Annotated in this window: 23 protein-coding genes; 18 read left to right on the plus strand and 5 right to left on the minus strand. The window is 62.6% G+C overall.

Going from position 1 to position 22,520, the window contains the following annotated elements; translation table 11 throughout:
• Positions 1-10 precede the first annotated feature (10 nt).
• The 3 genes from ACZ0AI_RS22510 to ACZ0AI_RS22520 all read left to right on the plus strand — a co-directional run bounded on the left by ACZ0AI_RS22510 (position 11) and on the right by ACZ0AI_RS22520 (position 1,873).
• The gene (locus ACZ0AI_RS22510) at positions 11-238 is read left to right on the plus strand and encodes a hypothetical protein (RefSeq protein WP_131178862.1); all 228 of its coding nucleotides are present in this window, start codon (positions 11-13) and stop codon (positions 236-238) included.
• A gap of 112 nt (positions 239-350) precedes the next feature.
• On the plus strand, positions 351-1,181 hold the full coding sequence (locus ACZ0AI_RS22515; protein WP_463563760.1) for an isocitrate lyase/PEP mutase family protein: 831 nt from the start codon (positions 351-353) through the stop codon (positions 1,179-1,181).
• Between the two features lie 2 nt (positions 1,182-1,183).
• A complete protein-coding gene (locus ACZ0AI_RS22520) occupies positions 1,184-1,873 on the plus strand; it encodes an extensin-like domain-containing protein (protein ID WP_463563761.1) in 690 nt (229 codons plus the stop codon).
• Positions 1,874-1,877: 4 nt separating this feature from the next.
• Here ACZ0AI_RS22520 and ACZ0AI_RS22525 read toward each other — a convergent pair whose 3' ends face one another.
• A complete protein-coding gene (locus ACZ0AI_RS22525) occupies positions 1,878-2,291 on the minus strand; it encodes a hypothetical protein (RefSeq protein WP_225835003.1) in 414 nt (137 codons plus the stop codon).
• Between the two features lie 128 nt (positions 2,292-2,419).
• Between ACZ0AI_RS22525 and ACZ0AI_RS22530 the strand changes: the two genes are divergently transcribed.
• The 4 genes from ACZ0AI_RS22530 (at position 2,420) to ACZ0AI_RS22545 (ending at position 7,184) form a co-directional block, all read left to right on the plus strand.
• Complete coding sequence (locus ACZ0AI_RS22530; protein ID WP_463566003.1) at positions 2,420-3,166, plus strand: class I SAM-dependent methyltransferase; 747 nt, start codon at positions 2,420-2,422, stop codon at positions 3,164-3,166.
• A gap of 330 nt (positions 3,167-3,496) precedes the next feature.
• Entirely contained in the window at positions 3,497-4,006 is a 510-nt protein-coding gene (locus ACZ0AI_RS22535) for a (2Fe-2S)-binding protein (protein ID WP_225834999.1), read from the plus strand.
• Positions 4,003-4,992: an FAD binding domain-containing protein gene (locus ACZ0AI_RS22540; protein ID WP_463563762.1), complete on the plus strand. Its 990-nt coding sequence runs from the start codon at positions 4,003-4,005 to the stop codon at positions 4,990-4,992. Before ACZ0AI_RS22535 ends, ACZ0AI_RS22540 begins: the two co-directional genes overlap by 4 nt.
• Positions 4,989-7,184 carry a xanthine dehydrogenase family protein molybdopterin-binding subunit gene (locus ACZ0AI_RS22545; RefSeq protein WP_463563763.1) on the plus strand — a complete coding sequence of 732 codons (2,196 nt, stop codon included), beginning with the start codon at positions 4,989-4,991 and terminating at the stop codon, positions 7,182-7,184. The genes ACZ0AI_RS22540 and ACZ0AI_RS22545 overlap by 4 nt, the downstream gene beginning before the upstream one ends.
• A gap of 43 nt (positions 7,185-7,227) precedes the next feature.
• Here the strand turns inward: ACZ0AI_RS22545 and ACZ0AI_RS22550 are convergent, their stop codons facing one another.
• Positions 7,228-8,142, minus strand: a complete 915-nt coding sequence (locus tag ACZ0AI_RS22550; protein ID WP_463563764.1) for a DMT family transporter — start codon at positions 8,140-8,142, stop codon at positions 7,228-7,230.
• Between the two features lie 98 nt (positions 8,143-8,240).
• Between ACZ0AI_RS22550 and ACZ0AI_RS22555 the strand changes: the two genes are divergently transcribed.
• A complete protein-coding gene (locus tag ACZ0AI_RS22555) occupies positions 8,241-9,095 on the plus strand; it encodes a LysR family transcriptional regulator (protein ID WP_463563765.1) in 855 nt (284 codons plus the stop codon).
• A 9-nt stretch (positions 9,096-9,104) separates the two neighbouring features.
• Here ACZ0AI_RS22555 and ACZ0AI_RS22560 read toward each other — a convergent pair whose 3' ends face one another.
• Positions 9,105-10,004, minus strand: coding sequence for an AraC family transcriptional regulator (locus tag ACZ0AI_RS22560; protein WP_225834992.1), 900 nt, complete (start codon positions 10,002-10,004; stop codon positions 9,105-9,107).
• A 364-nt stretch (positions 10,005-10,368) separates the two neighbouring features.
• Between ACZ0AI_RS22560 and ACZ0AI_RS22565 the strand changes: the two genes are divergently transcribed.
• From ACZ0AI_RS22565 to ACZ0AI_RS22610, 10 genes are all read left to right on the plus strand, one after another.
• Positions 10,369-10,887: a nuclear transport factor 2 family protein gene (locus ACZ0AI_RS22565; RefSeq protein ID WP_463563766.1), complete on the plus strand. Its 519-nt coding sequence runs from the start codon at positions 10,369-10,371 to the stop codon at positions 10,885-10,887.
• A gap of 212 nt (positions 10,888-11,099) precedes the next feature.
• Entirely contained in the window at positions 11,100-11,339 is a 240-nt protein-coding gene (locus ACZ0AI_RS22570; protein ID WP_463566004.1) for an Atu4866 domain-containing protein, read from the plus strand.
• 280 nt (positions 11,340-11,619) lie between these two features.
• On the plus strand, positions 11,620-12,624 hold the full coding sequence (locus tag ACZ0AI_RS22575; RefSeq protein ID WP_463563767.1) for a TerC family protein: 1,005 nt from the start codon (positions 11,620-11,622) through the stop codon (positions 12,622-12,624).
• 51 nt (positions 12,625-12,675) lie between these two features.
• Positions 12,676-12,960, plus strand: coding sequence for a hypothetical protein (locus ACZ0AI_RS22580; protein ID WP_463563768.1), 285 nt, complete (start codon positions 12,676-12,678; stop codon positions 12,958-12,960).
• Between the two features lie 325 nt (positions 12,961-13,285).
• Entirely contained in the window at positions 13,286-14,149 is an 864-nt protein-coding gene (locus ACZ0AI_RS22585) for a LysR family transcriptional regulator (protein ID WP_463563769.1), read from the plus strand.
• A gap of 122 nt (positions 14,150-14,271) precedes the next feature.
• Positions 14,272-15,312, plus strand: coding sequence for a putative 2-aminoethylphosphonate ABC transporter ATP-binding protein (locus ACZ0AI_RS22590; RefSeq protein ID WP_463563770.1), 1,041 nt, complete (start codon positions 14,272-14,274; stop codon positions 15,310-15,312).
• Complete coding sequence (locus ACZ0AI_RS22595; RefSeq protein ID WP_463563771.1) at positions 15,312-17,021, plus strand: putative 2-aminoethylphosphonate ABC transporter permease subunit; 1,710 nt, start codon at positions 15,312-15,314, stop codon at positions 17,019-17,021. Before ACZ0AI_RS22590 ends, ACZ0AI_RS22595 begins: the two co-directional genes overlap by 1 nt.
• Positions 17,022-17,038: 17 nt before the next feature.
• Positions 17,039-17,866, plus strand: a complete 828-nt coding sequence (gene phnX / locus ACZ0AI_RS22600; protein ID WP_463563772.1) for a phosphonoacetaldehyde hydrolase — start codon at positions 17,039-17,041, stop codon at positions 17,864-17,866.
• A 50-nt stretch (positions 17,867-17,916) separates the two neighbouring features.
• On the plus strand, positions 17,917-18,936 hold the full coding sequence (locus ACZ0AI_RS22605) for a putative 2-aminoethylphosphonate ABC transporter substrate-binding protein (protein ID WP_463563773.1): 1,020 nt from the start codon (positions 17,917-17,919) through the stop codon (positions 18,934-18,936).
• Between the two features lie 67 nt (positions 18,937-19,003).
• Entirely contained in the window at positions 19,004-20,161 is a 1,158-nt protein-coding gene (locus tag ACZ0AI_RS22610; RefSeq protein WP_463563774.1) for a TIGR03364 family FAD-dependent oxidoreductase, read from the plus strand.
• 84 nt (positions 20,162-20,245) lie between these two features.
• Here the strand turns inward: ACZ0AI_RS22610 and ACZ0AI_RS22615 are convergent, their stop codons facing one another.
• Positions 20,246-21,286: a GGDEF domain-containing protein gene (locus ACZ0AI_RS22615; RefSeq protein WP_463563775.1), complete on the minus strand. Its 1,041-nt coding sequence runs from the start codon at positions 21,284-21,286 to the stop codon at positions 20,246-20,248.
• A 230-nt stretch (positions 21,287-21,516) separates the two neighbouring features.
• Positions 21,517-22,380 (minus strand): diguanylate cyclase domain-containing protein, encoded by an 864-nt coding sequence (locus ACZ0AI_RS22620; protein ID WP_463563776.1) that lies wholly within the window; start codon positions 22,378-22,380, stop codon positions 21,517-21,519.
• Positions 22,381-22,520: the final 140 nt, after the last annotated feature.

The following is a 22,520-nucleotide window of genomic DNA, read 5'->3' on the forward strand; positions in this document are numbered from 1 at the left end:
GGTTGCAATCATGAGATTAGAAATAGCGCGAGGTTTGTTCCTCGTCGCGGCGCTCAGTGTATCGGTGGCTGCGGCTGCTTCCTGGTACGAGCCTGGCCATGGCGTGGTGAGCAGCCATGGGCGCAGCTATTGTGCCAACCCTGATCTCAAGCGCATCTCGGCTGCTCAGGCGCAGGCCAGTCAGAATCTGCTCTGGTTGGTGTTGGGCCTGTCTCAGGGCATGCGACCGCAAGGTTGAAAGCGCCCACTCATACCCCGCTGACAAAACAGTGAATTTCTCCCCTGCTGGAAAACTCCGATACCCTGCGAGCTGACCCGAGCACATCGGCCAGATTTCAGGGAGTTCCAGCATGTCCACCCAACAGCGCCTCGGCGAAAGCTTCAGTCAGTTGCATCGACAGGATGGCCTGCTGGTGCTGCCTAATCCCTGGGATGCTGGCTCGGCGAAGATGCTGGCGAGCCTTGGCTTCCAGGCCCTGGCCACCACCAGCGCAGGATTAGCGTTTTCTCTGGGCCGGCGTGACGCCGAAGGTGCGGTATCCCGCGACGAGGCCCTGGCCAATGCGCGGGATATCGTCGCCGCTACGGCGCTGCCGGTGGCCGCGGATCTGGAAAACGGCTATGGCGACAGCCCGCAGGACTGTGCCGAGACGTTGCGTTTGGCGGCTGCGGTCGGCCTGGTTGGTGGCTCCATCGAGGACGCCACGGGGCGAGCCGATGCGCCCATCTATGCGTTCGAGCTGGCGGTGGAGCGCATCCGTGTCTCGGTCGCCGCTGCCCGTAGCCTGGGCTTTCCCTTCACCCTCACCGCGCGTGCAGAGAATTACCTGCACGGCCGCGCGGATCTGGACGACACCATCCGCCGCCTAGTGGCCTACGCCGAGGCGGGAGCCGACGTGCTCTACGCACCCGGGCTGACACGGCGCGAGGAGATCAGCGCGGTGGTGCAGGCGGTGGCGCCGCGGCCGGTCAACGTGCTGGTCGGCTCGCCAAGTCTGAACCTGTCGCTGGACGAATTGGCCGAACTCGGCGTCAAGCGGGTGAGCCTCGGTTCCAACCTGGCTAGGGTGGCCTATGGCGCCTTTCTGCAAGCCGCTACGGGGCTTGCCGACGGCGGCGATCTGCGTGGTGCCCAGCAAGCGCTGCCGTTTGACCGAATTAATGATCTGTTTCGCGGCTGAGCATGCGCAATTTTCTGATCGCCTTGCTGTTGCTCGTCGTCGTGGGTGGGCCGCTGGCGCTGTACCGGCAGTGGATCGACGTACCGCCACGCTGGAACCCCTGGGCACCGCTGGATCTGCGTGATTCGCCAAACTGGCTGACCGGCTACAAGCTCGGGCGCCTGCAGGACGACCCTGCGTTGTGCCGCACCGTGCTGGACACCTCCTCGCTGCGCTATGTGACGTTGGCCGACAGCACGCCCAGCGCTGATTGCCCGCTGACCAACACGGTACGCGTGCAGGGCAGTGAGGTGCGCTTGAGCAGCACGTTCATCGCCACCTGCCCGGTAGCGGCGGCATTCGCTCTGTTCGAGCAGCATGGCCTGCAGCTGGCGGCGCAGCAGGTATTTGGTCAGCGTGTCACGCAGGTTGATCATGTCGGCAGCTTCGCTTGTCGCACCATCGCTGGCAGTCAGCGGCGTAGCCAGCATGCGTCGGCCAATGCGCTGGATATCGTCGGTTTTCGCCTGGCCGATGGCAGCCGTATCAGCGTGCTGCGCGACTGGCCCGGCAGCGATGACAAATCGCTGTTCCTGCGTCAGGTACAGCAGGCTGCCTGCACCACCTTCAACACCACCTTGGGGCCCGACTACAACGCTGCTCATCGCGACCATTTCCATCTGGATATGGGCCTATTTCGGATGTGCCGCTGAGCGATCAGACGGCCAGGCGTTGTTGCAGCGTCAGACGGCCAAGCAACAGCTCCCAGGGATTCAGTGATTCCGTGAGCAACTCGTTGGTCTTGCCCTGTTCGCTTTCATCAAGCGTTGTCAGGGACTGCGGTTGCAGGGCCAGTTGATCAAGGGTGAGGGCACTGTCGGTGTCGTGCACCGAGCAGACGAACTGGCGCTGCATCATCACATCTTCGAGGGTGCGAATGCCTTGTACCGGGGCCTCATCCGCTGCTGCCGGCGCGGGGAGCGGGAGCATGCTATTGGCAGGGCTCTCCATCGACAGCAGCACGCTGCGCAGAATCTGGTCGTACAGCGCCGAGCTGGCACTCGAGGGTGTGCCGGCTTTCTGAGACGCGACCCGGGTATCACCGGGAATACGGGAGATGACATCGAACATCAGACGGCTGGCTCTGGCAAACTATCGCATAGACAGGGTATCGGCCGCGTAACGGTTGAATTGAGCCCATTACCGTTATTGATGGACGATCCGCAATGAGTGAAAAACAGCCCGCCGCGCGCATCCGCATGGAGGCCCTGGCCCCGCATCTGCACGAGGCCGCACAACAGTGGGCGCAGCGCCTCGGGTTGCCGGTGGAGGGGGATGCCGAGTTCGCGCTGCAACTGGGCGAAGCTGGCTTGCAACTGGTCGAACTTGGCCCTCTGGCGCCGGGGCCGGTGCGGGTGGATTTCGTCGAGGGCGCGGTCGCTCATCGGCGTCAGTTCGGCGGCGGCACCGGGCAGATGATCGCCAAAGCGGTCGGCGTTCAGCCGGGCATTCGCCCGCAGGTGCTGGATGCCACCGCTGGCCTCGGGCGTGATGCCTTCGTGCTGGCCAGCCTCGGCTGCACCATCAGCCTGATCGAACGCCAGCCGCTGATTGGCGCGCTGCTCGAGGATGGCCTGCAGCGGGCTGCCACTGATGCCGAGGTGGCGGCCATCGTCGCGCGCATGCGTCTGCTGCAGGGCAACGCCATTTCCATCATGGCCGACTGGCAGGAGGAAGCGCCTCAGGTGATCTACCTCGACCCGATGTTTCCCCATCGCGACAAAAGCGCGCTGGTGAAGAAGGAGATGCGCCTGTTCCGTCCTTTCGTAGGAGACGACCCGGATGCTCCGGCGTTGCTCGAAGCGGCCCTCAAACTCGCCAGCCATCGTGTGGTGGTCAAGCGCCCACGCAAGGCGCCGGTCATCGAGGGGGCGAAACCGGGTTACGCGCTGGAGGGCAAATCCAGCCGTTACGACATCTACCCGCTGAAGAAACTCACGCCTTAGAGCCTGTTCACGATCTTTCGGCTCGACTTCAGCGTTTTAGCTGCAAAGTGGCGGGAGCGGACATGGGGTGCTGCTGCTTTTGTGGGAGGGGCTTTAGCCCCGATTTGGTCTGTCTAGGCATAAAGAGTTCGCGGCTAAAGCCGCTCCCACGAGGTCGCTGAAAGTCAGCTTTTGCCTTGTAGCAGCCTCTTTAACGTCGCCTAGAAAGATCGTGAACAGGTTCTTGAACCAACCGCTCTGCGGTCGCGATCCAACCTGAACGTTTTTACTGGCACCTACCTCAGATTCTGAACGGATGCACCAGACATCCGAGCGAACCGAGGTAGCCCCATGAGCGAGACCATCACTGACGGCTCAGAACGCCGTGCGATTTCCCTGTCGTTGAACGGCAGCCCCCTTAACGTCGAGGTGTATCCGTGGATCACCGCTCTCGATCTGTTGCGTGAACAGCTCGACCTGATCGGTACCAAGAAGGGCTGTGATCATGGTCAGTGCGGTGCCTGCACGGTGCTGCTCGACGGCCGCAGGATCAACGCCTGCCTGACCCTGGCGGTAATGCTCGACGGTCATGAACTGACGACCATCGAAGGTCTGGCGCAGAACGGTGAACTGCACCCGATGCAGCGCGCGTTCGTCAAACATGATGCCTTCCAGTGCGGCTACTGCACGCCCGGACAGATCTGTTCGGCGGTTGGGCTGGCTGCTGAAGGGCGCATCGACGATGCCGCTGACATTCGCGAGCGGATGAGCGGCAACCTCTGCCGTTGCGGTGCCTACAGCAACATCGTCGCCGCCATCGAAGAAGCCTTGCCGGCCTGCGAGAAGGCGGTGCGCCCATGACGCCTTTCGCCTACAGCAAACCCCAGGGCATCGACGAAGCCGTGCGCATGGCCGGGCCGGATAGCCAGTTCATCGCCGGTGGCACCAACATCGTCGACCTGATGAAGGAAAACCTGGTGCGGCCCAAGCGGTTGATCGATATCAACGCCTTGCCCCTGCGCGACGTGGAGCCCACTGCCGATGGCGGCCTGCGCATCGGTGCGCTGGTCAGCAATGCCGATCTGGCCTGGCACCCGGAGGTGGAGCAGCGCTATCCGCTGCTCAGCCAGGCGCTGTTGTCCGGCGCTTCGCCGCAGTTGCGCAACATGGCCAGTGCCGGCGGCAACCTGCTGCAGCGCACCCGCTGCCATTATTTCTATGACAGCCAGGTGTCGTGCAACAAGCGCGAGCCCGGCAGTGGTTGCCCGGCACGTGAGGGCCTCAATCGCTACCACGCGTTGTTCGGTGCCAGCGAGCACTGCGTGGCGGTGCATCCGTCGGACTTCTGCGTGGCACTTGCTGCGCTCGACGCTCAGGTAATGATTACAGGGCCCGGCGGAGAACGTCACGTGCCCTTCGCCGAGTTTCATCGCTTGCCGGGGGACACGCCGCAGCACGACACCGTGCTGGAAGCCGGTGAGCTGATCCTGGCCATCGAGTTGCCGGCCGAGGGTTTCGCGTCCCACAGCGCCTACCTCAAGTTGCGTGATCGGGCCTCGTTCGCCTTCGCCCTGGTATCGGTGGCGGCAGCGCTGAAGTTCGATGCCGACGGTCAGATCCGCCAGGCTCGCCTGGCCCTGGGCGGGGTTGCGCACAAACCCTGGCGGCGCACCGAGGTGGAAGACAGCCTGGTTGGCCTGGTGCCCAGCAACGAGCACTTCGAGGCGGCCGCCGAGCTGCTTCTCAAGGATGCTCAGCCGCTAACCCACAACGCCTTCAAGGTGGAGCTGGCGCGCCGCGCCATCGTTCGCGCCCTGACCACCGCCGCAGAAGGAGTTCGCTCATGAACGCGCCTACGCTCGGCAAACCTCTCGACCGCGTCGACGGCCCGCTGAAGGTCAGCGGCCAGGCCCGCTATGCGGCTGAGTACTCCGCTGACGGTTTGCTGCACGGCAGCGTGATCTGCAGTGTGATCGCACGCGGCCGCATCACCCGCATCAATGCTTCGGCAGCCCAGGCTCTGCCCGGCGTGAAGCTGGTGCTCAGCCACGAAAATCGTCCGCCGATGGCGCAGGACGACGAGAGCTATGAAGACGACGATGCGGCCGACGGCTCGCCGTTTCGCCCGTTGTTCAATGCACGCGTGCGTTACAGCGGCCAGCCGGTGGCGCTGGTGGTCGCCAGCAGCCTGGAGCTCGCTCGCCATGCCGCTTCGCTGGTGCGTATCGAGTATCAGCAGCAGCCTCATGCCACGGATCTGCTGCAGGCGCTGGACAGCGCCCATGCAGCGCCGGCCGAACTGCCGGAGCGGCGCGGTGATGCTGACGCGGTCATTGCCGGCGCGCCGGTTCGCCTGGAACTCGAATACGAGTTGCCCAACGAATATCACCACCCGATGGAGCCCCATGCCTCGACGGTGATCTACCAGGCGGACGGGAGCCTGCTGGTGCATGACAAGACTCAGGGGCCGCAGAACAGCCAGCAGTACCTGGCCAGCGTGCTCAAGCTCGATCCTGAGCGAGTGCGCATTCTGTCGTCCTTCGTGGGTGGCGCATTCGGCTCGGGGCTGCGTCCGCAGTATCAGTTGCCACTGGCCGCCATGGCGGCGCTGAAGTTGCAGCAGTCGGTGCGCGTCACGCTGACCCGTCAGCAGATGTTCACCTTCGGCTATCGCCCACGCACCGTACAGCGGCTGCAATTGGGGGCTACCGCCGACGGCAGGCTGCAGGGGCTGGTGCACGAAGTGATCGGCCAGACCTCGCGTTTCGAAGATTTCACCGAACACGTCGCCGAGTGGTCGGGCATGCTCTACCACTGTGACCATCTGCGCCTGGCTTATCGGCTGGCGCCACTGGACGTCTACACCCCGCTGGACATGCGCGCGCCTGGCGCCGCGACAGGGTTGTTCGCCCTGGAGTCGGCGATGGATGAACTGGCCTGGGCGGCGGGCGTCGACCCGGTGCAACTGCGCCTGACCAACTACGCCGAGACCAACCAGAACGAGGGCAAGCCCTACTCCAGCAAGGAGCTGCGCGCGTGTTATCAGCAGGGCGCCGACGCCTTCGGTTGGAGCGACCGCAGCCCGCAGCCGCGCAGCATGCGCAACGGTAATCAGCTGGTCGGCTATGGCATGGCTACCGGCGTCTGGGAGGCCATGCAGATGCCTGCCAGTGCCCGCGCCACACTGACCGCCGATGGTCGTCTGATCGTCGCCAGCGCGACCTGTGATATCGGCCCCGGTACCGCCACGGTGATGACCCAGATCGCCGCCGATACCCTCGGCATCGATCCCGCCCACGTCGAGTTCCGGCTCGGCGATTCGAGCCTGCCCAAGGCGCCGCTGCAGGGCGGCTCCTTCACCGTCTCTTCGGTCGGCAGTGCGGTGCGTGAAGCCTGCCTGGCGCTCGCCGAGCAGCTCTGTGATGCCGCCCGGCAACTGCCGACTGCGCCGTTCACCGATGCTAGCGCATTGCGTTTCGTCGGCGGGCGCGTGCAACAAGGTGAGGACGCTACCCGCTCGGTTGATCTCGGTACGCTGCTGGCTCGCCATGGCAGCATCGAGGCCGAGGTGCAGGCGCAGCCGGGCAAACTGCGCGAGCGTTATGCCAGCGCCACGCACTCGGCAGTGTTCGTCGAGGTGCAGGTGGATGAGACCTTGGGTACGGTGCGGGTTACTCGGGTGGTCAGCGCGATTGCCGCTGGCCGGGTGATCAATGCCAAGACCGCGCGCAGCCAGATTCTCGGCGGCGTGGTTTGGGGGATCGGAATGGCACTGCACGAGGAGGCGATGATCGATCACGAGCTGGGTCGCTGCATGAACCACAACCTGGCCGATTATCACCTGCCGGTACATGCCGATATTGGCGACATTGAAGTGATATTCGTCGACGAGGATGACCAGATCGTCAACCCGCTGGGCTCCAAGGGCGTTGGTGAAATCGGTATCGTCGGCGTCGCTGCGGCGGTCGCGAATGCGGTTTATCACGCTACCGGCAAGCGCATCCGCCAGTTGCCGATCACCCTCGACAAACTGCTCTGATCGTCAGTTGCCGAAGTCAGTGAAGCTGTCGTTACCGACCGCTTCACTGAAGATTCTCTGCCGGCTCGCTGCGCAGCACCATCCAGATGCCGACAGCCGATATCGCCGTACCGAGCGCCATCAGCCAGGACAGTGGCTCATCGAACATGGCCCAGGCCCACAGCAGCGTCACTGCTGGGCTGAGATAGAGCACGCTGGCCACGCGAGTCGGTGTGGAGCGTTTCAGGCATATCCAATAAAGCCCGTAGCCGGCGAGGGTGGATATCCCCGCTGTCCACAACACACTCAGCACGAAACCTGTCGACGGCACAGGTTTCAAGCTGCCCTCCAGCAAAGCAAGCAGCGCGAAGCCGATACTGGAAACGCAGCATTGCAGCCACAGGTTGGCAAGCAGGCCCAGCGAGGCGGCGCCGGTCGAGTGTTTCTGCCAGAGGGTGGCAACCGCCAGCGACAGCATGCCCAGAAGAGGCAGGCCATAGGCCCAGAGCGGCGCATCGCCCCAGGCGAGGGCGTCGGATGTCACCAGTACCACGCCGAGCAGGCCGATGGTCAGCCCTACCCAGGTACGCCATGCCAGGCGTTGCCGAAACGCTAGTGCCGCGAGTATCGCCATGCCGATTGGCAGCAGGTCGGCGAGCAATGCCGCCAGGCCTGCCGGTACGCCGAGTGCAATGCCCTGAACTACACCGGCAAGGTAGCCAGCCATGGCCAGAAAACCGATACCGGCATTGCGCAGCAGCACGGCCGCTGACGCCTGGCGCAACTGCCTGAGTACGAACGGCAGCAGTACCACGCAGACCAGTACGCAGCGCCAGAACACCACCAGCATGGCCGGTGCGTGATCGATGGAAAACCGCGCGCCGATGAAACCGGAGCTCCAGGCCACCACCAGCCCCGCTTCGAGCAGCAGCAGGGGAATGGTTTTGTGCCAGATGCGCATCGCGTGTTGGCCAGGCATGACAATCCAGGGGATGAAGGGTGTATGCACAGGCTAAGGAATGCGGATAATCTAATAAATCAAAATGTATTGAATCAGTGATTCGGTTTTGGTGAAGTATGAATGGCGTTCTCGATATCGAGCTGGTGCGTACCTTCCATGCGGTAGCGCGCAGCGGTAGGTTCAAGGCCGCAGCCGAGCAGCTGCACAAGAGCCCGGCGGCGATCAGCGTGCATATCCAACGGCTCGAAGCCGTCGCTGGCGGGCGTTTGCTGGATCGCGACAATCAGTCGGTTGGTCTCACGGCACTGGGCCGGCGGCTGCTGATTTCGACCACCGATCTGCTCTCCACCCACGACCGGGTGTTGGCGGAGTTACATGGGCCGCGCCTGGTCGGACGAATCGGGCTGGGGGTGCCCGATGAGTACGCCGCACATGTGATTCGCGACATCCTGCCGATTTTCGCGGCAGCCTGGCCCAACGTCGTGCTGGAAGTGAAAACGGCGCCCAGCCACTCGCTGCGCGATCAGGTGCAGCGCGGCAAACTGCACGCTGCGGTGCTGACCCAGCCCAAGGGGCAGGAGGGCGAGCCGGCAAACGTTCTGGTCGCCACCACGCCGGTCTGGGTCGGTGCAACGATCAGCCTGTTCGAGCAACGTGATGCGCTGCCGCTGGCCGTCCACGCCGCGGATTGCCCTTACCGCAGTGCGATGCTGGAGTCGTTGAAGCAGAGTGGTCGCAAGTGGCGCGTGGTGCTCGACAGCCCCTCGAGTCAGGCCATCAAGGCCTGTGTGGAAGCAGGCCTGGCGGTCACCCTGATAGACCGTGCCCGAGTCTCTGAAAGCATGCGCATTCTCGACGGTTTGCCGCAGGTAGCCGAGCATGAGGTGGTGTTTCTGCGCTCATCTACGGCGCAGAGCAACGAGGCCCTCGAGCTGCTCGCGCAGGCGATTCACCAGCATTTCCGGCTCTGATGGGGCTGGTCATCCTGCCAGCTCACCCGTCGTTCTGCGCAGTCGGTTGGCATCCTTGGCGGGTGGCAGGCCGAACATGCGTGCATAGTCTCGGCTGAACTGCGAAGGGCTTTCGTAGCCCACTCGGTATCCGGCGCCTGCCGCATCAAGCGCTTGCGCCACCATCAGTCGGCGCGCCTCCTGTAACCGCAACTGGCTGCGAAATTCCAGCGGGCTCATCGAGGTGACCGCCTTGAAATGGGCGTGAAACGTGGAGCGGCTCATGCCGGCCATATCGGCGATGTCATCGATCCGGCAGGTTTCGCTGTAATGGTCGCGTAGCCAGGCAATCGCTTTGGATATCTGGCTCAGTCGGCTGTCCGCTTTGGCCATTTGCCGAACCACGCCGTTGCCGCTATTGGCCAGCAGCCGGTAAAGGATCTCGCGCACCGTCAATGGCGCCAGCTCTTCGGCATCGCCTGGTGTATCCAGCAGCATGGCAAGCCTGGCTGCTGCATCCAGCAGTTCGGGTGTGGTGTCGTTGAGTTCGATGCCGGCAACTGGCGGGCCATTATTCTCGTCCGCAGCGGGGTGGCGCAGCACGAGATCACTCAACACCGTCCTATCCAGATCAAGCACCAGGCACAGATAGGGCGCCGCCTCACTGGCCTCGATGACCGAACCCATCACCGGTATGTCCACGGACGCGACCAGGTATTTGGCTGCGTCATAGACATACGACGTGGTTCCGGCCGTCACGTGCTTGCGGCCTTGGGCGATAAGGCAGAGCGTCGGTGCATAGACGACAGGCATCGGCATTGTGGGTGTGCCCGAGCGCACCAGGCTGACACCCGCAATCGGTGTCCGATGTATGCCATCGGTTGTGGCATGACGGCTGATGAGGTCGATCAGCTTTTCCAGAGAACCCATGCTCGCTCCTGCAAGGCCCGTGAATTAGGCATCTGCCCATCCGGACGATCGTGTAAGGACACAGGACAATCCTGCTACAAGCCGGCGCTCCTGAAAGGGCAGACTCATTCCCTAGACATTAAGGCTCTGTTTTCTGCAAGGCGTTCATCATGAACGCTCTTTCAGTGCTCTACCACTACGGCTTGTTCGGACGATCAGGCAGTAGTACCCAGTGGAACTCGATGGTTCGGAAACGCTACCCGCCTCCACGGGGGCGTGAAGGCTGGGCTTGGTAACTGCCGTTGAGCCCTGATGCAAAGGCACCACGCCATGATCATTTCTGGCCAAACCCGTGGAAACCATCACACCAAGAGGATCTTTACGCATGGGCACATCAATCGTTAAACACACCCGCTTAGCCGTTTTGGCATGCGCGATGCTGATCGGCATCGGGTTGTTGTCAGGTGTGGCCAACGCTGCGGCAAAAAACGATGTGGCGGCACGTAACAAGCAAATTGTCACCGAAGCATTCGATCGCTGGGCCGCCGGTGGAAGCACGTTTTTCAGTGATGTGCTGACACCGGATGTGGTCTGGACGATCAAGGGCTCTGGCCCCACTGCGGGCGTTTATCGAGGCGTCGATGCGTTCGTCGAGCAGGCTGTCCGGCCGTTCGTATCTCGCTTGTCCAGCCCCATAAAACCGGTCAGCAAGCAGGTTTGGGCGGATGGCGAGCACGTCATTATTCAATGGGAAGGCAGTGGTGTTGCGCGTGACGGGCAAGCCTACAGCAACAGCTATGCTTGGATTTTCCACATGCGCAATGGCAAGGCCTTTGAGGTCACTGCCTACCTCGACCTGGTGCCTTACGACGATGTTTTACAGCGTATTCCTGCGCCCGAGTGATCGAACCGGCTTGGGTTGTCGCATCTGCTCGGCATTGCAGGCGATAGCCCAGCTTTGGCTGCGACTAAACGGAGGCTGACATGAACTATCGATCAGCAGTCATGAGTGGCCTGATGTTGGGCATGCTCCATTTGCCAAGCGTGCCCGCAGCAATGGCCTCGAACCAGGCTGCCATCACCGATAACTGCGAACAGCGATCACTGGAGAACAGCATGGCCCAGCACCCCTATGTCGGCATGTGGGTAACCGATGACGGCCACATTCGCCACGAACTCTTGCCGAATGGCCGCTACGACGAGGCCCGTGGCAAGCAGGAAAGTGCCTACCAGGGTCGCTATGAGGTCGAAGGTAGCCACATCGATTATTGGGACGACACCGGCTTTACCGCTGACGGTGAGTTCGTCGATCACGATACCTTGCACCATGGTGGGATGATCTTTCGGCGCCAGTGATAGCAGCTGTTGAAGCAACATCAAATGGTGGTGTTATTGGCTTCATAGGTTCTATGAAATTACCGATGTGCGCTGGCAATGGTCTGTGTCTCTTTTCATTGTCTGGGTGAAAAGACAACAGACCTGCGTGCCGGTCAGGTTGAGATAATTTGCAATAAGTGAGTGCTTGAGTGCGGCGTGGCGCCTGATAAATTGTCGCGGCGACACCGGGCCCCTCTGACAGCTTTCCAGCTGCCATGTCGGAGTTGCAGTTTGTACAACTCTGACTTAGGAGGGGCTTATGAGCACCCTAGAACCGTTCTTAATGGCCGAGTTCCTCGGCACTGCCACCTGGTTGTGGCTCATCTTCATCACCATCGTCATCAGCTTGCTGGTCTTCGACCTCGGGGTGCTTCACCGTGAGCACCGCGAAATCGGCGTCAAGGAAAGCCTGCTGCTGTCCGGCGGCTACATCACCGCCGGCCTGCTGTTTGGCCTGTGGGTCTGGCACATGAAGGGCGCCACCTCCGGTATGGATTTCTATACCGGCTTTCTGATCGAGAAATCGCTGTCCATGGACAACGTCTTTCTCATGGCGATGATCTTCAGCTTCCTGGCCATCCCGCGTAAGTACCAGCATGAAGTGCTGTTCTGGGGCATCCTCGGAGTCATCGTGCTGCGCGCGATCATGATCGGCCTGGGCGCCGCATTGATCTCCGAGTTCAGCTGGATTCTCTACGTGTTCGGCGCCTTCCTGCTGCTGACCGGCGTGAAGATGCTGTTCAGCAAGGTCGATGACCACCCGGATCTGTCCGAGAACAAGCTGATCAAGTTCGTGCGCAAGCGCATGCGCGTCACCGACCGCTTGCACGAGGGCCGCTTCTTCGTGCGTCAGCCGGATGCGAACGGCAACATGGTGCGCTGGGCTACGCCGCTGTTCCTGGCGCTGGTGCTGATCGAGTGTGCCGACCTGGTGTTCGCGATCGACAGCGTGCCGGCGATCTTCGCCATCACCCAGGATCCGTTCATCGTCTATACCTCGAACATCTTCGCGATCCTTGGCCTGCGCGCGCTGTACTTCGCCCTGGCGGCGATGATCCACCGCTTCGCTTACCTCAAGTACGCCCTGGCTCTGGTGCTGGTGTTCATCGGCGGCAAGATCTTCCTGGTCGGCATCATCGGCAAGACCCCACCGGTGATCTCGCTGAGCGTCACGCTCGGCCTATTGATCGGTGGCGTGCTGCTGTCGCTGTGGAAAACCCGCAACGATCCGCCCGCCGTCGAAGCCGAAACGCCCCGCCAGTAACGCTCTAATGCCCCGGCTTGCCGGGGCCTTCATCACCTCTGGAGATGATCCATGAATCCATCACCCATCGCTGCGTTCGTGCTGGTTGCCGTGATTGGTTTGACCTCGGCCGGCTGCGGTGTCGCCGAAGAGTCGGCGCAGAAGCTTACCGAAAAGGCCGAGCAGGCCGTGCAGGAGATCGCTCGCGAGGCGGTCAGTGACACCCTCAATGCCTTTAACGAGCAGATCGATCAGGTACAGAAGTCGACCCGCGAGATGCTCGGCCAGCCTGAGGACAAACCCGAGCGAGAGGCCGAGAAGCCTTCACCTTCTTTCAAGGAGGGCGTCGAAACCTGAATATGTTGAGCCGGCTGTCAGAGGGTTGCCGCTGAGCTGAATGCTCGGTGGCGGTTTCTGAGTCGGCCTACGCTATGGCGCCCTGCGTAATAATCGGTGAGCGCCTGGGCAGCTTGCTCACTGTCTAGAAATGCGCGTTTCGCTGAGTAGGATTCGACCGGGAGGCGACTCCATCCACTCAAGCGGTAGGGCTGCATCCACAGGGTCACAGCCCTACCGCTATCGCTAACCTCCAGTAGCCCTCTGGGACTTCAGCGGCGTACCATCACGCTTCCGTTAACCAGGCGGCCGTGATTGGCTGCCGACCCGAGGCGCCGCATCGGAAATGCTTTCTGCCGAGCTCAAGTCCTTTCACATGGTCGCCCGCCTGGGCAGCATCACTCATGCGGCGAAGAAGCTCGGCCTCAGCCAGCCTACGGTCACCACCCAGATTCGCAATCTGGAGTCGCAGTATGGTGTCGAGCTGTTCTACCGAGGCGGGCGGCGCTTCACCCTGAGCGAGGATGGCGCGCGCCTGCTGCCGATGGTGCAGGCACTGCTGCAGCAAGAAGCCGATATCGAATTCTACCTGCGCAATTGCGGGCAGTTACAGGGCAGCCTGCGCATCGCCGCTACTGCTCCGTACTACGTGCTCGACCTGGTTCAACGCTTTCGCGAGCGACTGCCGCAGATTCAGGTGACGCTGGAAATAGGCAATTCGCTGCAGGTGATCGAGGCACTGGAGGAGTATCGAGTCGATCTGGCTGCCTCCTCGCAACTGGAAGAGGACACGCGCTTCACCCGTTTGCTGCTCGGCGAGGATCCCTTGGTACTGGCCGTACACCGCAGCCATCCGCTGGCCAATCACAAGCGTCTACCGCCCTCAGCGCTGGCCGGACACAGTCTGTTGATGCGCGAAGTGGGCTCGACCACGCGCCAGCTTACCGAGCAGATGCTCCGCGATGCTGGCGTCGCCTTGGGATCGTTGCTGGAAATCGGCAGCCGCGAGTCGATTCGCGAGGCGGTGCTGCGCAATATCGGCATCAGTGTCATCGCTCGTCACGAGGTGCCGGACAATCAGGAGCTGCGCGTCATCGCCCTGGACGGCGCACCGCTGATTCCCGAATACCTCTACTGCCTGCGCGAACGCCGCCAGGCGCGCCTGCCGGCGGCCTTCCTGGCCATCGCCCGTGAGTACATCGAGGCCTGATCGGGGCTTTGTCTTCACAAAAACGCTGATACCACTATCGGCGGCTTTTGCCCTACTGCCACAAAGCCTTCGCATGCCGGCCCCAAGATGACACTCGTTCGATTCCAAACGAGGTTCCTGGCATGGCTACCGTCGACCTGCAACTGCGCGACATTCACAAAGGCTTCGGCACCTTCAAGGCGCTGGATGGCGTATCACTGGATGTCAAAGCCGGCGAGCTGGTCTGCCTGCTCGGGCCATCCGGCTGCGGCAAGACCACGCTGCTGCGCTGCATCGCCGGCCTGGAGCATCAGGAGCAGGGCAGCCTGCACTTCGCCGGGCGAGACGTTTCCGCGCTGCCGCCCCAGGCGCGTGACTACGGCATCCTGTTTCAGTCCTATGCGCTGTTTCCCAACCTGACGGTCACCCAGAACATCGCCTATGGCCTGTCCGGCCGTGGGCGAGACGAGGTGCGTCGACGTGTCGAGGAGATGCTCGAGCTGGTCAGCCTGAGCGGCAGTGGGCACAAATATCCGGCACAGCTCTCCGGCGGCCAGCAACAGCGCGTTGCATTGGCCCGCGCCCTGGCGCCGAGCCCTTCGTTGTTGTTGCTCGACGAGCCGATGTCGGCCCTTGATGCCCAGGTACGCGAGCACCTGTGCGGCGAGCTGCGCAGCCTGCAGCGCCAGCTTGGCATCACCACCCTGATGGTCACGCACAATCAGGAAGAGGCCATGTTGATGGCTGACCGCATCGCGGTGATGAATCAGGGGCGGATCGAGCAGTACGCCACGCCACAGACCATCTACAACGCCCCGGCGACGCCTTTCGTTGCCGAGTTCGTCGGCCAGGGCAACTGGTTGCCGTTCGAGCGCGATGGCGCCCACGCCCGTGTCGGCCGACTGAGCATGCGCCTGGCAGACACCGGGCAAGGTACGGGCGGGCGCCTGTTCTGCCGCCCGGAAGCGATCCTGGTCAACCCCGAGCTGGAGCAGGACAACCTGTTCCCGGCGCATATGCGCGAGCTCACCTTCCTCGGCAATCGCTGCCGCCTGAGCTTCGAACTCGACGATCTGCCGGGTCACGCGCTTTTGGCCGAAATGGCCCCCGAAGCGCTGCCGCATCTGCACGGTAAGCAGATTCGCGTGGCCTTGCCGCCGCGCAGCCTGCAGGTGTTCGCCTGATGGAGCAGGTCACGACGTTGGGTCGTGCCGTGAAAACCGCACAGCGCTCGACGAACCTGGTCGACCGGCTATTCGTGCTGGGCGGGCAGTGGCTGTTGCTGGCGCTGTTGGTGCTGGCCGTGCTGCTGCCCCTGCTGGCCATGCTCTGGCGCGGGCTGGCGGGTGACCCGGAGCAGGGTGGTGGCCTGGCGGCTGCGGCAGAGCTGTTCGGCAGTGCCAATTTTCGCTGGCTGCTCGGCAACAGCCTGACCAGCGCGCTGGCGGTGGTGATGATCGTGCTGCCCCTGGCGTATGGCTTCGCTTATGGCTTGCTGCGCACTTGCCTGCCGGGCAAGGGGCTGTGGCGCGGCCTATCGCTGCTGCCCCTGCTGGCGCCCTCGATGTTGCCGGGGATCGCGCTGATCTACCTGTTCGGCAATCAGGGCATGCTGCGCGATTGGATGCCCGACAGCATCTACGGCTTCTGGGGCATCGTCCTGGGCCAGGCCATCTACACCTTTCCCCATGCCCTGATGGTGTTGCTCAGCGCCCTGGCGCTGGCTGACGCGCGCCTGTTCGACGCTGCTTCGAGCATGGGCGCCTCACCCTGGCGCGCTTTTCGCAGCATCACTTGGCCAAGTAGCCGACAGGGCGTTTTCGCTGCCGGCTGCCTGGTCTTCACCCTGTGCATCACTGATTTCGGCGTCCCTGTGGTGGTCGGTGGTGACTACCAGGTGCTGGCGCTGGAAGCCTACAAGGCGGTGCTTGGTCAACAGCAGTTTGGCCGTGGCGCTCTGATCGGGCTGTTCCTGCTGCTGCCGGCGCTGTTCAGCTTCAGCGTCGACTTGTGGTTGCGCCGCCGTCAGCGTGACGCCATGGGCGGTCGTGCCCAGGTTTATCACCCGCAGCCCCGTGCTGGTCGCGACAGTGCCTTTCTGCTGCTGGTGGTGCTGGTGTGCACGGTTCTGCTCGGCGTGTTCGGCATGGCGGTGTACTCGTCGCTGGTCAAGTTCTGGCCTTACGACCTGTCGCTGTCGCTGCACAACTACGCGTTCTCGGATCTACCCGGTGGCTGGCTGGCCTATCGCAACAGCCTGTTGCTGGCCACTGCCACGGCACTGTTCGGCAGCGTGCTGATCTTCACCGGCAGCTACCTGCTGGAAAAGACCCGGCAAAGCCCGTTGACCCAGGTGCTGCGCCTGTTGTGCTTCATCCCCATGGCCGTGCCCGGGCTGGTGCTCGGGTTGGGTTACGTCTTCTTCTTCAACCTGCCCGCCAATCCGCTGCATGACCTCTACGGCAGCTTGGCGTTGCTGGTGGTGTGCACCGTGGCACATTTTCTGACCACCGCGCAGATGAGCGCCGCCGCTGCCCTGCGCCAGCTCGACGGCGAGTTCGAGTCCGCCGCGCTGTCGTTGAAGGTGCCGCTGTTGCGCCACTTCCTGCGGGTGACCGTGCCGATCTGCCTGCCGGCGCTGCTGGATATCGTCCGCTATCTGTTCGTTTCGGCGATGACCACCGTCTCGGCGGTGATCTTCCTCTACAGCCCGGACAGCGTGGTGGCGTCCGTCGCCGTGCTGAACATGGACGATGCCGGCAACGTTGGCGGTGCCGCCGCGATGTCGACCCTCATTCTTCTCACCTCCGCCAGCGTGTCGCTCCTGCTGGCCTGGGCGTCGCGCGGCTTGCTGCGCCGCTCCCAGGCCTGGCGTGCGGCGCCTGGCCTTTGATCTCCCGGAGCATCTCTATGCGCTACCAGCACCCCGATCATCTGCAGGCCGTCATCCTCGACTGGGCGGGCACCGTGGTCGATTTCGGCTCCTTCGCCCCGACCCGCATCTTCGTCGAGGCGTTCGCCGAGTTCGACGTACAGATCAGCCTCGCTGAGGCTCGCGGCCCCATGGGCATGGGCAAGTGGGATCACATCCGTACCCTGTGCGACCAGCCTGCGGTCGCCGAGCGGTTCCAGAAGCGCTTCGGGCGCCTGCCGAGCGATGCCGACGTGACCGCCATCTACGAGCGCTTCATGCCTCTGCAGATCGCCAAGGTCGGCGAGCATTCAGCGCCGATTCCCGGAGCGCTGGAGGCGGTGGCAAGCCTGCGTGAGCGCGGCCTGAAAATCGGCAGCTGTTCAGGCTACCCGAAGGTCGTCATGCAGCAGGTGGTCGAACTGGCTGCTGTGGCCGGCTATCGCCCGGATCATGTCGTCGCCACCGATGAAGTGCCCAAGGGCCGCCCAAGCCCCGCTCAGGCGTTGGCCAACGTGATCGCGCTGGGGCTCGACGACGTGGCCGCCTGCGTCAAGGTCGATGACACCGAGCCCGGCATTCTGGAGGGCCGTGGTGCCGGTATGTGGACGGTGGCGCTGCGCTTTTCCGGCAACTTTCTGGGCCTTACCTGGGAGCAGTACCAGGCGCTGCCCAGTGAGCGCCTGGAGGCCGAGCGTCAGCGTATCGATGCATTGTTCGCCGACAGTCAGCCCCATTACCTGATCGACACCCTGGCCGATCTGCCGCCGGTGATCGATGCCATCAACGCTCGTCTGGTTCGCGGCGAAAGCCCGCAAGGCTGCTGAGCCCGTCTTCCCTATTCGTACGCCCATCCTTCGCACACAGGAACCACACCATGTTCAAGCGCATCGCCCTTACCGCTGGCCTGCTCGCTGCCGGCGCCCTGCATGCCCAGGCCGCCACCGAACTGACCGTCTACAGCGCTCTGGAAGTGGAGCAACTCAAGCCTTACCAGCAGGCATTCGAGAAGCAGCATCCCGACATCCGCATCAAGTGGGTACGTGATTCCACCGGGATCGTCACCGCCAAGCTGCTGGCCGAGAAGGATCGCCCACAGGCCGATGCCGTCTGGGGCCTGGCGGGCTCCAGCCTGGCCATCCTCAAGCAGCAGGGCATGCTCGAAGCCTACGCGCCGGCCAGCCTGGACAAGATCGGCGCCAACTACCGGGACAGCGACAATCCGCCGTCCTGGGTGGGCATGGACGTATGGGCCGCGAGCATCTGCTTCAACACCATCGAGGCGGAAAAACAGGGCTTGCCGAAGCCGACCAAATGGGAAGACCTGACCGACCCGGTCTACAAGGGCAAGATCGTCATGCCCAACCCGGCGTCTTCCGGTACCGGCTACCTGGACGTCAGCGCCTGGCTGCAGATCTTCGGCGAAGACGGCGGTTGGGCCTACATGGACAAGCTGCACCAGAACATCGGCCAGTACACCCATTCCGGTTCCAAACCCTGCAAGCAGGCAGCCGCCGGCGAGTTCCCCATCGGCATATCGTTCGAGTACCCAGCCATTCAGCTCAAGCGCAAGGGTGCGCCGCTGGCCATCGTGTTGCCCAAGGAGGGCCTGGGCTGGGAGATCGAAGCGAGCGCGATCATCAAGGGCACTCAGCACCTGGATGCAGCCAGGAAGCTTGCGGATTTCGCTGCCAGCCGGGAGGCCATGGAACTGTACAAGGCCAACTTCGCCGTACTGGCTCAGCCGGGCATCGCCGAGCGTTTTCAGGAGCTGCCGGCCGACTACGAACAACGCCTGATCAACAACGACTTCGGCTGGGCCTCGGAGAACCGCGACCGCATTCTCGCCGAATGGCGCAAGCGCTATGACGGCAAGTCCGAGCCGGTCAGCCAGTAACCCGCGCGTTCTCCATTTCAATCTGCTGGCCGCTCCGGCGGCCACGTCCCCTCTCGAGGAGTTTTCCATGAGTCAGCACGACTGTGACTTGCTGATCGTAGGTGCCGGGATACTGGGCCTTGCTCATGCCTGGGCGGGTGTTCGTCGCGGCCTCAAGGTTCGCGTATTCGAACGCAGCTACATGCCTCTGGGTGCATCCATTCGCAATTTTGGTCAGGCCCTGGTGACCGGCCAGGCTCCCGGCCCGATGCTCGACCTGGCGCGCCAGTCCCACGGCCTTTGGGCGCAGCTGGGCGCGGCCGCCGGGCTGTCGATGAAGAAACAGGGTTCCCTGGTGCTGGCCCGCACCGAAGCCGAAGAGGCCATGCTGTCGGCATTCTGCGCCGGTCGTGCCCAAGAGCTTGGCTACCGCACCGAACTACTGCGCGGGGCAGCCCTCGACAGTCTTTATGACGGCCGCTTCGCCCATCACCGTGCAGCCCTGCATGGCCTGGACGACCAGCAGCTGTTCTCCCGGGAAGCGCTGCCACAGATTATCGATTACCTGGCTGGCCAGGGTGTCGACTTCCACTTTTCGACGCTGGTACGGGACGTCGAGCCCGGCAGTGCTCTGACCACGGCGGGGCGCTTTTCGGCACGGCACATCGTCGTCTGCTCCGGCCACGACTATCAGACCTTGCTGGCCGAACAAATGGCCAGGTTGCAGCCGTCTGTCTGCCGCCTGCAGATGCTGCGGGCTCGGCTGGCGCAGCCGCTGGATCTGCAGCACGCGGTGCTCACGGGACTGAGCTGCGTGCATTACGGCGCCTTCAGCGATCTGCCCGAGGCAGAGGCGATCCGCACCGAGATACGCCGCGATTACCCGATATTGGAAGAGCGCGGCATTCATTTGCTGATCAGCCCGACGCCTTACGGTGAGCTGATCATCGGCGACTCCCACGACTACGGCAGCGATGCCGTGCCGTTCAACGAGGAAGATGTGGATGATCTGCTCATCGAACTTGCTGAGCACACGCTGGGCGGGCGCCTGCAGGTGCTCGAGCGCTGGCAGGGCGTATACGGTACGCGCGGCCCAGGGCCATTCAGCGTGTCGCGTGCTGCCGAGGGCGTGACTGCGGTGCTGATGCACACCGGCTTGGGCATGAGCGTTGGCCTCGGCCTGGGCGAGCGAACCGTTGCGGCACTGTTTGGCGAAGGGGCGTGGCCGGACGCGCACTCGGCGTGAGGGCTGGCTAAGTGTTATGGCGTCATGCCCGATGGCAGATAGCGCCTACGCCATGATGGCTGGCCGACCACAGCTTCTGCGCGATCAGGCGACAGGGGCCACGTGGGCAGCCGTGGCGTAGCGATTCTTGCCCTCGTGTTTGGCTTCATACAGCGCCAGATCAGCGCGGCGCATCAGGCTGGTAAGGGGCTCCCCCTGTTCGCGTTCTGCCAGGCCCGCGCTGATGGACAAGTTGAGGCCATACAACTGGTTCGAGTTGACTGCTTCGACAATGCCCTGAGCCAGACCCTGTGCCGCCGCTAAATCTGCCACGTGGGCGGCGACTGCGAATTCTTCACCACCCAGACGCGCGAAGCTGTGCCCGCTGCTTTGCTCGTTAAGCACCTTGGCCACTTCTACCAATACCCGATCGCCAACCTCATGGCCGAAGCTGTCGTTTATCTTTTTGAAGTCGTCGATGTCGAGCATCAGGAAAAACAGCCGGGTTGTCACCGCGTTATCTGTCGCGGTTGCAGCAAGCGCCTCCATGAACGCCCGCCGGTTGGGCAGGCCGGTGAGGGTGTCCTTGTAGGCCATGTCATGAAGCTGTTGCTGTAAGTCGAAAACGTTTTTGCGAATGCGGCAAAACGTTTGGCACACCAGCATGGCGACCATCATGCTCGCGAGGATGAGCATCAGCGTCAGGGTCAGATCCAGCTGGCGCTCGAAGCTTGGTTGCACCACGTAGAACAACGTGGCCCAAACCGCTGCGCCGGTACTCAACGCGTGCCATGGGCGAACATGCATCGCCGAAACCGGCAAGCTCATGACCAAACCGATGGGCAAGAACCAGGTGATGGGGTTACCCACCGCGTTCGCTATCGAGCCCAGGCACGCAGTGGTGGTGCATACCAGCAGCAAGTCGGTGAGCCACAACTGATGCGTCGTGGTCGCCCGGTAAGTGAGGTAGCAGGCGAGTGTCGTGACTAGGCAGTAGCTGTAGAGAAGCGGAGATATGCCTTGTGTCGCGTCGACCACCACGAGCACCAGAAAGCCCGCTACTGCCGCCAGAATGTCACTTCTGAGTACCAAGGGACGCAGTTGCACGAACGACTTCTGCTCAAAGCTTTCTTCAGGGCCGTACATTTTCTTACTACCTCGCCAATGCTCGGGCGCCTATCAAGTGTTTCGGTAACCGTCTTGCGCGAGCAGGCGTGCTTCACGGGTAATGATTATCATGGTTGATCTGCTCATGCTAGCGGGCAGAGAGTGCGCGCAGATTGCGGGGTAGATTAAATGAATTCGTCGCCCTGATGAGCCGCTGAAAACGAAGTGTCGCGTGGTATTGGCATTTTCAACGGTGTTCCACGGGCTCGTTACCGAGTAGTAGAACGCTGCCTTTTGACCCGATACATCTCGCCATCCGCATGGCTGAGCAGCGTGTCGGCATCTTCCCCATGCGCAGGGTAGCGGGCCACGCCGATGCTGCAGGAGGGCATTTTCAATCCGTCGAATTCATCGCCCAACGGCTCGGCCATTGCCGCAAGAATCTGCTCCACCTTTTCGCTGATGGCGCTCTCCGACTGGATATCCGTCAACAGCACGGTGAATTCGTCGCCGCCCAGGCGGGCCACCGTATCCGTCTCGCGCACGCAGCTTTCCAGCCGGCGGGCGATCACGCAGAGCACCTGATCGCCCGCGGCATGCCCGTGGAGATCGTTGATACCCTTGAAGTCGTTGATATCCAGAAACAGCAGCGCCAGATTGCTGTTGTGGCGGTGTGCCGCTCGCAGCGCCGATGCCAGCCGATCATTGAACAGCGAGCGGTTGGTCAGTTTGGTGAGCGGGTCACGATGGGCGAGGAAACGTAATTCCTCTTCGGCTTTGGCGAGGGCCGTCACATCGCGAGCGACACCGATCCGTGCGCCCACCTCTTCAGACCAGAAGGCAGCCCAGAGGATGTAGACGATGCCGCCATCCTTGCGGATGTAACGGTTGCGGAAATCGAAGTGGGGCTGGCCATTCATGACGCGGACAATGGAGGCCTTGGTGGCCGCCAGATCGTCCGGGTGCATGTAATGGGTGATCGTGGTGCCGATCAGCTCGTCGGCACGGTAACCCAGCAGCGCCTCGCAGGCAGCGCTGACGAATACGATCTGGTTGTCGCTATCGACCACAAACACCGTGTCCAGCATCAGGTGGATCAGTTTGGGGTAGAGCGCTTGCAGGTCAACGGGCATAAGTCAGGATTGTCCGGTTTAGGGCGCTTGCTCACGGTTCGATCGCGAAGAGAGGCGGCGAATGATCCTGCAGCTGACCGGCAGGCATGTGCCAGGTGCTGCGGCAGTTATGCGCGCCAGGACAGCCTACACAGAGTCAT

The sequence above is a fragment of the Pseudomonas sp. AC355 genome, from assembly GCF_979258205.1.